Source organism: Acinetobacter suaedae (assembly GCF_008630915.1).
Taxonomy (GTDB): domain Bacteria; phylum Pseudomonadota; class Gammaproteobacteria; order Pseudomonadales; family Moraxellaceae; genus Acinetobacter; species Acinetobacter suaedae.
On sequence record NZ_CP043909.1, the window covers coordinates 2,629,687 to 2,644,196 of the forward strand.

Below are 14,510 nucleotides of genomic sequence, written 5' to 3' on the forward strand. Positions count from 1 at the left end.
ATCACGACATGACCTACTACGCTATCTATCCTACAAATTATCAATTGTAGATACTTCTTATCCCCAACCCTGCGATCAACCAACAAAGCATTAACATCATCCAAGTATGCATATGGATTGATCCAGCATCATGCGAATCAGGTTTAAACACAGGTCGTGCATCAAACTTAGCAGAATTAAATTCCAAATCATTAAACAAATAAGGGTAATAATACGTTCGAATCTGTTTATGGTAATTTGCAATCTGATCCTGATAGTGCAATTGCGCAGGTAGATCGGTATTTGCAAATTGATGTAAGGCAACTTGCGCACCAACACCCGGCAAGAACCATCCAATACGATCAGTCCATGCCTGACGTTTCAACAAACCTTCACGATATTGCTGTGCTTGTCCAGCCACACTCTCATCCCCTACTTGATGAAAAGCAAAATACCATTTCCATTGAAAGCCTTTTGCCAACGGCGCAGTATCTTTCCACTCAGGATGACTCTCGAAAAAGCGTTGCATGGTTCGTTCGCGTGGAACTTCCCAAGCGCCATGCACGATCTGACGTTGTGCTAGCATTAAATCTACCCCTTGATGGACAGGAATAGTACGAACCAAAGCAACATTCGCTAATGTTGGGAGCACTAACGTCAACATCACCCAAGCTCCCATCAATGCAGTAGCATTGGTTACTGAGCGCCAACCACGTGTAGCAACAAGTAATGCAAGTCCAACCCAAAAAGCCAAATAACTTGCCGCGACGAATACAACCATACTCACCGTCGTCCATGCAGTACCCGCAACAACTGCACCAATTAACACAGGTACAACCAAGCAAGTTAAAAGCAGACCATATCGCAATGCAACACGACGTCGCCAAATACGTGTTCCATCAGGTAGTGAGAGCAATAAACCTAAGCGACCAGACTGATGTTCTACAGAGATCAGATCATGTAACAGTGCGATCACAAATAAAGGAACCAGATAAATCAGTACAAATGCAAAATCAAATCGACCCGACAATGCCAATTCAGGATTGAATACTTCTCCTTCATATAACTGTGCCTGTAAACCCAAAGCCCGCACTCGCAACACATAAGGCGCTGCATCGCGTAATCCCAACGCTAAAAAAGCAGCATCAGATGGTGCATCCCAAGTATTATGAAAAGTATAATACGCTGGATAACCAACATCGCCTGCATCGGCATATTGATCTGCTATGGCTGCTACATCTTGTTCATGAATAGAAGCTAAATGTTCAATTGTCTGGTGTTGCCGTTCAACTTCTTTTAAGCCAGACCATACCGACATGGTTGTCAGAGCCAATAGTAAGAGAATGGCCACGACAGAGAGAGTTGATCGTTGAAACAAACGCCATTCATGTATAAACCATTTCATCGTACAATTCTCCCGAGTCGGCTAGCTTGGAACCATGTGGCAATAGCGAGAGCGACTAACCACAGCAATAAAATACTGCCAGCAGGTACAATTTGTTGCCTAGTTTCAGAGACTGTTCTAGGTTTAAACTCAAATGTTGGGAAAGACTGCCAATGCTTGTGATCAATACGATTTTCCTTATTTTTATCCGTATCATCCGCATAACTTAACGCTTCTGCTTGAAGCCGATTCAATCCTTGAATCAAGTCGTAACGGTAATGCTCTCCTTGCTCTAAGAAACGACGGAAATTATCTAAATCTGTGCCTGAAGCTGTCATCGAAAGACGACGTAATGCCAATGTTGGGCTGAGCCATCCAAACCGATCAACGATTTGGTTTTGTTGTGCTTGCAAGTCAAGTGTTGCTGTTGCATAGCGGTTAAACAATTCTGTAGATTGACGTTCACTCTCCATACCGACTAAGCCTTTAAAATTGACTGGCAAATCCTCAATACGTGTAACACCATATTCTTTTAACACTTTATCCCGGAACTCAGTGAACTTCGGATCATCTGGATTATGTGCATCACCTAATGCTCGATATTCACGTTGTGCATTAATTTCATTTTCCATACGGGTTGGAAGCTCGATGGTTGTATTGACAATATCGGGTATCCAGCGTGGTAATAAAATGACCATTACAGCCCAAACTGCTAGCATCGCTAAAAGCACATCACGGGTACGTGCGAATAAGCTAGACATCAATACAACAGCAAAAGTCCATATCAGCAACCAGATGATATAACCTGCCGAAAGCCACAACACAAATGACCATAATGTCTGCCCACTCATCGCCATCCAGCCTAAAGCTAAAAGTGCAGGTAAAATGATCAATCCAGCAAAACCAGTAAGTGCCAGCAACTTACCCATAACCAGTTGCCGACCGCTCACCCCTTGTGCCAATAAAACCCGCAAGGTGCCGGATTCACGTTCACGTACCACCCCTGAATGGCCAACGAAAATTAATAACAGTGGTGCCAACACTTGTAGAACAAAAGCAGGAGTCAACTGACCAAAACGTAATAACAAAGAGGATTGGCGTACATCACCAAAGTTTGCACTATTCTGCCGATGCCCTTCTAAAAACAACGTATTACCGGTATAAGCATCAATACCAGTATCAAATGCGGCCAACGGATTGAGTGGTCGAAATACGAAATGTCCATAATGAACCATTCGGTGGGGATGGCGATCAGGTTGGGCTTCAAACTCATGATTAACCTGTGCCTGATAATGCGCTCGCTCAGCATTGGTTTGATTTTGATGTTCCCAAGCATTAAATGTTGCGACCAACATTAAGACCAAGAGTAATAACAAACCAAAAACAGCAACTCGGTTTCGAAACAAATAACGCCATTCTTCGCGGGCGATTCGCTTCACAACACTCATAGCTCATATCCTGCATAACGACGGTGCAATGCACGTACATCAAAGCGATCAACACCTGTTGCAGCCACCTCTTCAACCAAACGTCCTGCATCCAAGAAGCCAATACGATCCGCAACATCAGCCGCACTGAGCAAGTCGTGCGTAACCATTAAAATAGCAACGCCTTGTTCACGTAACACACCTAATAATCGGTTAAATTCAGTCGTTGCCTGCGGATCAAGTCCAGAAGTCGGCTCATCCAATAGCAATGCTGGTACCTTACGCGCTAAAGCTAAAGCAATCGCAACTTTTTGACGCATGCCTTTAGAAAACCCACCAACACGGCGATCAAAAGCATCTTGAGCCAATCCTGCTGCCGCCAATGCTTGGTCAATAGTATCCTGACTTACATTTTGATCCGCTAAATCAAGTAAATAAGCAACATTTTCCCGTGCACTCAAATGCTCATACAGTGCAACATTTTCTGGAATATAAGCAATATTGCGTCGAGCTTCAGCAGCTTGTGTAATCGGATCAACCCCCTGTACACGTACTCGTCCCGTTTGAGGTGCTAAGAAACCAAGAAAAAGGCTTAGTGTTGTGGTCTTACCAGCACCATTAGCACCAAGCAATGCATAAATTTCACCAGGTAAGATATGTAAATCTAGTCGTTGCAGAATCGTTTTGTTGCCATAACCAGCAACAACCGCACTAGCCTCTAACACATAATCACTGGGAGCAGTGATTGTAGAAGGTCGCTTAAGTTTATCTATATTCACACGGAACCCTTTTTTTCAATCAAAAGTGCGAAACTCACACTGGATAGTTACAGACCAATGGCATAAAGGATTGATCAACCTCTTTATGATCCATATTTCGTTTTAAAACTGATCATTCAGCCCCATTTCAAAATCTATTGCCGCTCCATAAAAGACTTACTCCTCCCTTCTAGCGGTTATGGCATAAGCCTCAGCTTTTATTAGATTTTCAACAAAATAATGCGATGCTTTATTGTTCGATTTATTATCAATACTGGTCTTTTAACCTATTGTTCATTTGTTCAAAGTGGTTCACATTTTCGAATTGATCTCGATACGCTGTCTTATCTGCGTGTGTATAGATAAAATTCATAAAATATCAATATCTAAGGCACACAACCCTATAGGCTTAAACAGTTTCAATGATCTTGTAATTCCAGAATGATCACTTCATCGAAACAATGAGATAGAAGATTAAATGATACATTATAACATAACAATTGGTGGATTTATAACATAAAATTTAATTCTGTTAATATAGAAATTGAATGCTTGATATAAAAATGTTCGTTTCAAAAGTTTTATTGTTTTCTTACTGGTTCTCTTTTTTACGCATAGGTTCCACGACATTAACCCATAAAAAAAATAGAGCCATCAGGCTCTATTTTTTTGATCTATTCAAGCTGTTATAGCCGATTTCGCCAGAACTTCAGCCATCGCTTTGGCAACTTTATACACATTGTTCATGTTGAGACCTGCAACGCAGATACGACCACTGCGCACAAGGTAAATGGCATATTCTTCACGTAAGGTGTCGACTTGCTCGCCTGTCAAACCTGTGTAGCTGAACATGCCTTTTTGGTTTACAAGGTAGCTAAAATCACGGTCAGGAAGTGCTTTAGTCAACTCATCTTTTAAGATGCTACGCATTTTGATAATACGCTCGCGCATCTCTTTCACTTCGCCTTGCCATTGTTGATTCAGATCAGCGTCATTTAATACTTGATCAACCAACCATGCACCAGTTGTTGGTGGGCTAGAGTAGATACGACGTACTGTTGCTTTTAATTGACCGAATGTGCATTGTGCTGCTTCAGCATCGTCACATACGAAAGTTAAACCACCAACACGCTCACCATAAAGTGAGAAGATTTTAGAGAATGAGTTGCTGACGATGAAGTTCAAACCTGCTTGGTCTAAAGCACGAATTGCATAAGCATCTTGCTCCATACCATCGCCAAAGCCTTGGTAAGCGATGTCGAGGAATGGGATGAGGTTACGCTCTTTTAATACCGCAATCACTTGATCCCACTGTGCTGGATTTAAATCCGCACCTGTCGGGTTGTGGCAGCATGGGTGTAATAACACGATGCTTTGTTCTGGCAACGTTTTTAGTGTTGATAACATGCCATCAAAATCAACGCCACGTGTTTCTGCATCGAAGTATGGGTAGAAGTTGCTCTTGATGCCAGCACCGTTAAAGATTGCCACATGGTTGTCCCATGTTGGTTGGCTCACCCACACTTCTGAATTTGGGAAGTAAGTTTTTAAGAAATCTGCACCAACTTTTAATGCACCTGAACCACCAAGAGTTTGGATGGTTGCAACACGACCTTGTTGAATTGCAGGGCTATTTGCACCAAACAACAACGCCTGAATCGCATCACGGTAAGGTTTAAAACCTTCCATTGGAAGATAAAGTTTGGTTTGAGTATTTTTAGGTGCAATACGTTTTTGCGCTTCGATAATGGTATCGAGCTGTGGAACGATACTGTCCTCGTTGTAATACAAACCAATACTTAAATTAACCTTTTCAGCGCGTGAATCAGCATTAAACTGTTCCATTAACGAGAGGATTGGATCGCCTGCATAAGGTGGGATATGTTGAAACATTAAACAATTCATCCTTTTATTGAATCACACTCATGCACATGAGGTTCTTCATTCAATTGATCAATAAAAATATAGGACTGAGTATGACTCAGCCCTATTGAGAAAGACTTTCAAAAATATTAGAAATTAATCCGTACCTAAAGCAACGCTAGGTTGAGCATTTTTCAATTTTCGTAACTTCACAGCATAGGCCAACATGAGACAGAGAATCCATGCAGGAATCATCATCACAGCGATACGCATATCTGGTGAAAGCGACATCACGACTAAAATACCCAGCATAAAGACAATACACAGATAGTTACTAAATGGATAAGCAATGCTTGGGAATTTAGTGGTCTGTCTTTGTGTCTGCATCGCTTTACGGAACTTGAGATGGGTCCATGAAATCACGATCCAGTTAATGACAATCGCAGCGACAACCAACATCATCAATAACGCAAAGGCTTTTTGTGGGAATAGGTAGTTGATCACTACACATAACACTGTCACAAAAGCAGAGACCAATACCGCATTGGTTGGAATACCACGTTTATTGATCTGCTTTAAGAATTTTGGAGCATTGCCCTGCTGAGCCAAACCTAACAACATACGGCTGCTACAATAACTTGTACCGTTATATACCGAAACAGCAGCAGTCAAAATGACGAAGTTCAGCATCGTCGCTACACCGTGGCTGTCCAAAGAAGCAAATACCATCACAAAAGGACTACCGCCTTCTGCCATTTGGTTCCAAGGGAACAATGCAAACAGAATAAATAACGTAGCGATATAAAAAATCAGAATACGGTAAATAATTTGGTTAACGGCTTTAGGTAAAGTTTTATCTGGATCACGCGCTTCTGCTGCCGTAATACCAAACAATTCAATTCCACCGAAAGCAAAGATAATCACCGCCATCGCCATGATTAGTCCTTCAACACCAAATGGGAAGAAACCACCCAATGCCCAAAGATTACTAATCCCCGCTTGTGGACCAGCTGTACCTGTTGCCAACAAATAAGAACCGAAGCCAATCATGGCTAAAATGGCTAAAATTTTGACGATAGAGAACCAAAACTCCATTTCGCCAAAGAGTTTGACATGTAATAAGTTGATACCGTTAATTAACAGGAAAAACGCCAATGCGGATGCCCATGTTGGAATCTCGGGCCACCAATATTGAATATAGAGTCCAATTGCAGTCAGCTCTGCCATACAGACCAGAATATTGAGTACCCAATAATTCCAGCCTGACATAAAGCCAGCAAATGAACCCCAATATTTGTGTGCAAAATGACTAAAAGAACCACTCACTGGCTCTTGAACCACCATTTCACCTAACTGTCGCATCATCATGAATGCAATAAATCCTGCGATTGCATAACCCAAGATGACGGACGGACCTGCGAGCTTAATCGATTGAGAGATACCGAGAAATAACCCTGTACCAATTGCCCCACCTAGCGCGATAAGCTGGATGTGCCGATTGCTCAAACCGTGTTTCAGGTTTCCTTGCTGTTGATTTGACATATGATTATTCTCATCCTTGTCACGTAATTTTCTTATCCAAAATTACGTATATCATAAATTAATCAGAAATGCCTAGTGTTGATCAAAAAATAATTGATTCACTTTTCTCATAACCGCGCATATAAACAGAAAATTCAACAAATAACAACAATTATGAAATATGTAATTAAATTATGTATTGCGTAATTAATTATTTTCAGTATGATAGAAATGATCAGCTACGGTTCAGAGCCTTGATGAAGCATAACAAGCACGGTGATTTTTAAATTTAGCCTTGTTTTTCAAACATCTAATCAAGACTCAAAAATATTTATGGTAAATCCAGACAAAATTAAGACAAGGAAGGCAAACTCATGACACAGCATTTAACCTCTTTTCTTGAGATTGACTCACAATCTGATTTCACAATTCATAATTTGCCTTATGGAATTTTTAGTGAAAGCAACCCAACACATAAACGTGTGGGTGTGGCAATTGGTGACTGGGTACTTGACCTTGCAGCCTTAACAGCACATGGCTTATTAAAAATTGAAGGAAATCAAGATTATTTCAATCAGCCAACACTGAACGCTTTTATCGAATCAGGTAAACACAACTGGCAATACGTGCGTCAGACCTTACAAAACTTGTTGTCTGCCAACAACCCAACCCTGCGTGACAATGCGGAACTACGTACTTTAGTTTTACGTCCACAAAATGCGGTAACTTTACACTTACCAATCCATGTTCCAGGTTATACCGATTTTTATTCATCTAAAGAACATGCCACCAATGTCGGTACCATGTTCAGAGACCCAAAGAATGCCCTATTACCTAACTGGAGTGAGTTACCAGTCGGTTATAACGGTCGTGCCAGTTCTGTGATTGTGAGTGGTACTGATATTGTCCGTCCATCTGGACAAATCAAATTACCGAATAGCGAGCGTCCAGTTTTCTCTGCAACACGTAAACTCGATTTTGAGTTAGAAACTGCATTTATCGTGGGTAAACCAACAAGCTTAGGACAGCCCATAGCGATTGAAGATGCTTGGGATCATATTTTTGGTATGGTGTTATTAAATGACTGGTCTGCACGTGATATCCAACAATGGGAATACGTGCCATTAGGACCATTTAATGCCAAAACTTTTGCCAGCGCGATTTCACCATGGGTAGTGACTATGGATGCATTGGAACCTTTCAAAGTCAGAGGTCCAGTACAACAACCGCAGCCTCTCAGCTATTTACAAGAAAATATCGCCAACAGTTACGATATTCAACTCAGTGTCGAAATTCAAAGCCCGAAATCACAAACCGCCGATGTGATCTGTCAGACCAACTTTAAATATATGTACTGGTCGATGGCACAACAACTCACTCACCACACCATTGCAGGTTGTAATGTCCAAGTTGGTGATCTAATGGGTTCAGGTACGATCTCCGGACCAACAGAAGATTCTTATGGTAGTTTGCTTGAGCTGACATGGAATACCACCAAACCACTTACCCTTGCCAATGGTGAGCAGCGTGGTTTCTTGGAAGATGGTGATCGCGTCATTATGAAGGGTCACTGTGAAAAAGATGGTATTCGTATTGGTTTTGGCCAAGTCGAAAATACCATTCTTGCAGCACATCGCTTTGACTTTCAGGAAACTGAGGAAGTGAGCTATGAAACTGTATAGCTATTTCCGTAGTTCAGCCGCCTTTCGGGTACGAATTGCACTCAACCTAAAAGCACTTGCCTATGACACGCAGGCAGTGCATTTGGTTAAAAATGAGCAACAACTGGCAGATTATCAAGCACTGAATCCGAGCCAGTTGGTACCTACCCTCGTGGATGCGGATCAACCGTTACTTCAGTCCATCAGTATCTTGGAATATCTGGAAGAAGCCTATCCAGCGATTGCTTTATTACCAAAGGATCTTGTTGATCGCGCTCAAGTGCGTGCATTTGCTCAAGCCATCGCTTGTGATATCCATCCACTCAACAACCTAAGAGTGTTGAAATACTTACAACATGAACTTGCACTCGATGATACTCAAAAAAATCACTGGTATCAGCATTGGATTATTGAAGGTTTCCGTAGTTTAGAGACACAACTCAGCCAATCCAATGGTCAGTTTTGTTTTGGTACACAAGCAACTTTTGCCGATTGCTGTTTGATCCCACAAGTCTATAACGCCAAACGTTTTAAAGTAGATTTGAGCGGATTTCCAAAAATTGAATCGATTTATCAACACTGTATGGCGCTTCCAGCATTTCATCAAGCTGCCCCTGAACAACAACCCGATTGGGAATAAAGATAAAAAGGAGCTTTATCATGACATTTGCAATTAAAAAGATTCACCACGTTGCCTACCGCTGCAAAGATGCCAAAGAAACAGTGGAATGGTACAAAACCATGTTGAATATGGATTTTATTTTGGCATTTGCCGAAGATCATGTCCCTTCAACCAAAGCCTTTGATCCTTATATGCATTTATTCCTCGATGCAGGTCAAGGAAATGTTTTAGCCTTCTTTGAGTTACCAACACAGCCCGAAATGGGACGTGATGAAAACACCCCTCAATGGGTACAACATATTGCCTTTGAAGTTGAAGACCAAGCCACATTATTAAGAGCCAAAGAACATCTTGAAGCAAATGGTGTAAAGGTCCTTGGCGTGACCAATCATGGCATTTTCCATTCAATTTACTTCTTTGATCCAAATGGTCATCGTTTAGAACTCACCTATAACGATATTCATGCCGATGCCAAGATTGCACGTATTACTGAAGAAATGAAAACTGAAATGTTAGAGGAATGGAGCCGAACCAAACGTGCCCCTCAACATACTCATTTTCTGCATGAAGAAGAGTTAGGCGTCTAAGCATGATCACTGTGAATAGAATGTCATTGAAAGATCTCATCACAAAAGTCTTAACAATGCATCGATTCACAGTATAAATGTAAGATTGATCGACATTGGAGTAGATTTGCTTCAATGTCGATTTTTTATGGTCGAATATTGGCTGTGCTGAGACAGAAATCTGGTCGTCTGTTTTGCGACAAACACAATACTATCTCAACACAAAGCATTGTATGCTTATGCAATTCACCTATTTAAGTCATTAAAAAAGGTGATTTCTATTTTGTAACATGCTCAGGCATGATGTGTTGAACATTGAAACCATCTATTCAAATCAAACGAATACGGCTAGATATCATGTGTATAAAGGGTTTATTGAATGATTGAAGAAAAGTTATCTGGTGGAGTTCAATCACTAGAGGTGGGTTTATCTGTACTCAATGCCCTTTTAGAACACAATAAACCCATTATATTAAAAGAGCTCTCCAGTAAACTGGATATGCATCCGGCTAAGGTTCACCGCTATTTAGTGAGCTTGATTCGGATGAATTACGCCAAACAGCTTGATGATGGTCAATATGCACTCGGTGATCAAGCATGGCGGTTGGGTCTAAACTGCATCCAACATACCGATGTACTACAGCTGGTGCAACATTTAATTTATGAGCTACAAAGCAAAATTGGCTGTGGTATTCAAATCAGCAAATGGTCGCCGAAAGGCCCATTGGTGGTTCAGTCGATTGAGTCTAATCATCCAATTTCAATCGTGACCAAAGTTGGTTCGATCATGCCATTGGTCAACTCTGCTGCTGGTCGTATTTTTGCCTCTTACCTACCTGAAGCGGTGATTCAACCCTTGATACATGCTGAATGGGAAAGAGCTGCACATCATCACTATGCGATCAAACCTGCGAACTGGGATGAGTTCAAAAATCTCAAAGAAAATATCTTAGATAATGGAATGGCAATCGCCCAAGGTGACTTACTGGTTGGGATCAATGCAGTTGGACTACCGATCTTCAATGCGCATCAAGCGATGGAATTTTGTATCGTTGCATTGGATAGTGAAATGTTTTTCCCAGTCCATGAAGGTAGCGAAAAGCTCGAACTTTTCAAACGAGAAGTGGCAGCAATCAATCAATATATCAAGACACGTTAATTCAAATCGTTTCCCCCATAAAAAAAGCCAAGAAATTGATTTCTTGGCTTTTTGCTTTGGATCTTTAAACGAATTATTTGGTTTCTAACACACCACGGCGAATCTGATCACGCTCAATCGATTCAAATAGTGCTTTGAAGTTACCTTCACCAAAACCATCGTCATCTTTACGTTGGATAAACTCAAAGAACACAGGTCCGAGCATATTTTGAGAGAAGATTTGTAATAACAATTTCTTCTGACCGTCTTTGGTATTTCCATCCAACAAAATACCACGCTTTTGCAGCTCTTCTGTTGGCTCACCATGCTCTGGTAGACGCTCCTTCAACATTTCATAATAAGTTTCAGGCGGTGGCGTCATAAACTCAAGCCCTAAGCCTTTTAACTTATCCCAAGTTGAAATCAAGTCATCGGTGATAAAAGCAATGTGCTGAATGCCTTCACCATTGAAATCAGACAGGAATTCTGCAATCTGACCGTTACCCTTGTCTGAATCTTCATTCAGAGGAATACGAATCATGCCATCTGGAGCTGTCAATGCTTTAGAGGTTAAGCCCGTATATTCACCTTTGATATCAAAGTAACGAATTTCTTGGAAGTTGAAAATCTTCTCATAGAAATTCGCCCAATACTCCATACGACCTTTATAAACATTGTGAGTCAAATGATCGATCTCATTTAAGCCAGCGCCTTTTGGATTCTTCTCGACATCATCAAAGAAGATGAAATCATTTTCATAAATGTCACGATCCACAAGGAAGATTGGCATGCCACCAATGCCTTTAATCGCAGGGATATTCAGCTCCATTGGACCCGCTTGCGAGTACATTGGCTCAGCACCAAGCTCAACTGCTTTCTTAAATGCTTTTGCTGCATCACGGGTTCTAAAGCCCATCGCACACGCTGATGGCCCATGTTCTTTAAAGAAGAAAGAAGCATAAGATTCAGGCTGGTAATTCAAAATGATATTGATATTGCCTTGGCGCCATAAATAAACTTTTTTAGACTTATGCTTTGCGACTTTGGTAAAACCAATGGTCTCAAAAATTTGATCTAATCCATTTTCCGTCGATACAAACTCAATAAAAGCAAATCCACATAATTCTAATGGGTTATCTAAAATGTCCATCTAGTTTCCCTTATTTAGATAAATTCATCCGTTTCACACTCGGTTTTCTTGTGATTGATCTAAATGCTTAAAACATGTCATTTAAATGCCATCAACAACCGCAAGCATGATTAGAAAAGGTTTCCGATGTTTTTATAAATAGGTCAAAAGCATCCGTGTTGAAACCTTTTCTTCCGTCCATAAGTCAGCCAAATGTAATCATTGGCTCTCAACATAAATTCATGCTACAAGAAACCACAAATTTATGCAATACATAATTTAATTATACTATGTGTAATTTAGTTCTTACTCTTCTGATCTTCAGCTCCGTTGTTTTGCCCTGATCTTAACGCTAGCTTTGCCGTATAAATCCACTATATTTAAATCCTAAGCCGCTTTGTGGTCGAGATAAAGGGTAAAATCTATCACTTCAAGAAAATTGTAGAACTTCGCCAACAAATAGTGATGCAAGTCACTATTTGATAAATTTAATAACAACCAGAAAACAAAACAATAAATCATCAAATGAACACTAGAAATGGCTTGATTTGTACATTTTTAAACATTAAAACTATAAAAAACCACTCAAATTAAAGTAAAATTCACAAAATTGTCTCCAATCCCAATTCGGGCACCCTCCTATCTTGATGTGCCTCGAGTGCATGCATCATCATTTAAATCTTTTCTCTCTATATATGGCTTTTATATAGAGCGTCATTTAATTTTTAAGGTAAATTGAATGAAAAAATTTTGGAAATACTTATTAGCACTACTGCTTGTGCTAATTGTTATCGCAGTTGCCTTTCTTTTTAGACCGATTACGTCAAAGGCAATTAAAACTAAAAGTGACGAACCTGTTGTCGATGTCGTATTGATCGGTGGCGGTATTATGAGTGCCACATTGGGTGCTTATCTAAATGAGTTACAACCTGACTGGAATGTTCGCATGTATGAACGTCTTGATGCGGTTGCACAAGAAAGTTCAAACGGTTTTAACAATGCAGGTACAGGTCACTCTGGCTTTATGGAAATGAACTATACCGAAGAAAAAGACGGTAAAATGGACGTTTCTAAAGCTGTGAATGTCGCAAGCCAATTCGAAATTGCAAAGCAATTTTGGGCGCATCAAGTGAAACAAGGTGTATTGGGTACACCAAATAGCTTTATCAATCCAGTACCACATATTGCCTTCGTTTGGGGTGATAATGTGCAATTCATGGAAAAGCGTTATGCAGCTATGATCCAAGAGCCGTTGTTTGCGGGCATGAAAATCACTGAAGATCCAGCAGAAGTACAGCAATGGGCACCATTGGTGATGGATGGTCGTGATCCACAACAAAAAATCGCAGCAACACGTATGGATGTGGGTTCAGATGTGAACTATGGTGCGATTACAACACAATTGGTTAACCACCTCGAAAAAAATCCAAACTTCAAGCTGAGAACCTCTACTGAAGTCACAGGTATCAGTAAAAATGATGACAACACATGGTCTGTCGCATTTAAAGACCTGAAATCAGGTGAAGTTAGCCATGTCAAAACCCGCTTTGTATTTATTGGTGCAGGTGGTGCAGCGATTAAATTATTACAAATGACTGGCTTACCTGAAGCAAAACAATATGCTGGCTTCCCTGTGGGTGGTGAGTTCCTTGTGACAGATAATCCTGCAATTACTGAAAAACATACTGCTAAAGTCTATGGCCGTGCGGATCTTGGCGCACCGCCAATGTCAGTGCCACATATTGATACCCGTTATATTGATGGTAAAAAATATGTATTGTTTGGACCTTTTGCGACCTATTCGAACAAGTTCCTAAAATATGGTTCTCAACTCGACTTATTAGCATCAACCAACAAGAACAACATCCTTCCAATGACTGCAATTGGCTTACAAAATGCAGACCTTGTTCAATACTTGATTAGCCAAGTATTGATGTCTGATGAAGATCGTTTCAATGAGTTGAAAAAATACTATCCAGAAGCTGATCCAAAAGACTGGCATTTACGCCAAGGTGGTCAACGTGTTCAGATCATTAAAAAGGAACCTGGTAAACCTGCGAAGTTGCAGTTTGGTACAGAAATCTTTGCATCTGAAGACAAAACCGTAACTGCTTTACTTGGCGCTTCTCCTGGTGCTTCAACATCACCTTACATCATGCTGAATTTGCTTGAAAAAGCATTCCCAGAAAAAACCAAAGGTGAATGGGATGGGAAGTTGCATGAGATCGTTCGTTCTTATGGTCAAGACCTTGCAACAGACCCTGTATTACTTGATCAAATTCGCCAATATACAAGCTCAACACTTGGCTTAAATTATACAACGCCAGCTCAACTTGTTCCTGCAAAGCAGCAAAGTAACGCTGTCGCTGTGGCGCAATAAGCCCTGCTGTAACACATGCTAAAGGGAGGAGTTTCGACTCCTCTTTTTTATTTATCTTGATTTTGAAATCTCAACCGATCTG

11 protein-coding genes are annotated in these 14,510 nt (G+C 40.7%); 5 read left to right on the top strand and 6 right to left on the bottom strand.

The window, feature by feature from the left end:
- Positions 1-40: 40 nt before the first annotated feature.
- From F2A31_RS12145 to F2A31_RS12165, 5 genes are all read right to left on the bottom strand, one after another.
- A complete protein-coding gene (locus tag F2A31_RS12145) occupies positions 41-1,384 on the bottom strand; it encodes a DUF3526 domain-containing protein (protein WP_150026586.1) in 1,344 nt (447 codons plus the stop codon).
- On the bottom strand, positions 1,381-2,811 hold the full coding sequence (locus F2A31_RS12150) for an ABC transporter permease (RefSeq protein ID WP_150026587.1): 1,431 nt from the start codon (positions 2,809-2,811) through the stop codon (positions 1,381-1,383). The genes F2A31_RS12145 and F2A31_RS12150 overlap by 4 nt, the downstream gene beginning before the upstream one ends.
- Positions 2,808-3,569: an ABC transporter ATP-binding protein gene (locus tag F2A31_RS12155; RefSeq protein WP_215899255.1), complete on the bottom strand. Its 762-nt coding sequence runs from the start codon at positions 3,567-3,569 to the stop codon at positions 2,808-2,810. Before F2A31_RS12155 ends, F2A31_RS12150 begins: the two co-directional genes overlap by 4 nt.
- 657 nt (positions 3,570-4,226) lie before the next feature.
- On the bottom strand, positions 4,227-5,441 hold the full coding sequence (locus F2A31_RS12160) for an amino acid aminotransferase (RefSeq protein ID WP_150026588.1): 1,215 nt from the start codon (positions 5,439-5,441) through the stop codon (positions 4,227-4,229).
- Between the two features lie 126 nt (positions 5,442-5,567).
- Positions 5,568-6,953, bottom strand: a complete 1,386-nt coding sequence (locus tag F2A31_RS12165; RefSeq protein WP_150026589.1) for an amino acid permease — start codon at positions 6,951-6,953, stop codon at positions 5,568-5,570.
- 353 nt (positions 6,954-7,306) lie between these two features.
- On the opposite strand from F2A31_RS12165, the gene fahA reads away from it, so the two are divergent.
- The 4 genes from fahA (at position 7,307) to F2A31_RS12185 (ending at position 10,940) form a co-directional block, all read left to right on the top strand.
- Complete coding sequence (fahA, locus tag F2A31_RS12170; RefSeq protein WP_150026590.1) at positions 7,307-8,614, top strand: fumarylacetoacetase; 1,308 nt, start codon at positions 7,307-7,309, stop codon at positions 8,612-8,614.
- Entirely contained in the window at positions 8,601-9,233 is a 633-nt protein-coding gene (gene maiA, locus F2A31_RS12175; protein ID WP_150026591.1) for a maleylacetoacetate isomerase, read from the top strand. Before fahA ends, maiA begins: the two co-directional genes overlap by 14 nt.
- 20 nt (positions 9,234-9,253) lie before the next feature.
- A complete protein-coding gene (locus F2A31_RS12180; RefSeq protein WP_075316089.1) occupies positions 9,254-9,802 on the top strand; it encodes a VOC family protein in 549 nt (182 codons plus the stop codon).
- Positions 9,803-10,160: 358 nt separating this feature from the next.
- Positions 10,161-10,940 carry an IclR family transcriptional regulator gene (locus F2A31_RS12185; protein ID WP_150026592.1) on the top strand — a complete coding sequence of 260 codons (780 nt, stop codon included), beginning with the start codon at positions 10,161-10,163 and terminating at the stop codon, positions 10,938-10,940.
- Between the two features lie 73 nt (positions 10,941-11,013).
- Here the strand turns inward: F2A31_RS12185 and hppD are convergent, their stop codons facing one another.
- On the bottom strand, positions 11,014-12,069 hold the full coding sequence (gene hppD / locus F2A31_RS12190; protein WP_150026593.1) for a 4-hydroxyphenylpyruvate dioxygenase: 1,056 nt from the start codon (positions 12,067-12,069) through the stop codon (positions 11,014-11,016).
- 718 nt (positions 12,070-12,787) lie between these two features.
- Between hppD and mqo the strand changes: the two genes are divergently transcribed.
- Positions 12,788-14,428, top strand: a complete 1,641-nt coding sequence (gene mqo / locus F2A31_RS12195) for a malate dehydrogenase (quinone) (protein ID WP_150026594.1) — start codon at positions 12,788-12,790, stop codon at positions 14,426-14,428.
- Positions 14,429-14,510: the final 82 nt, after the last annotated feature.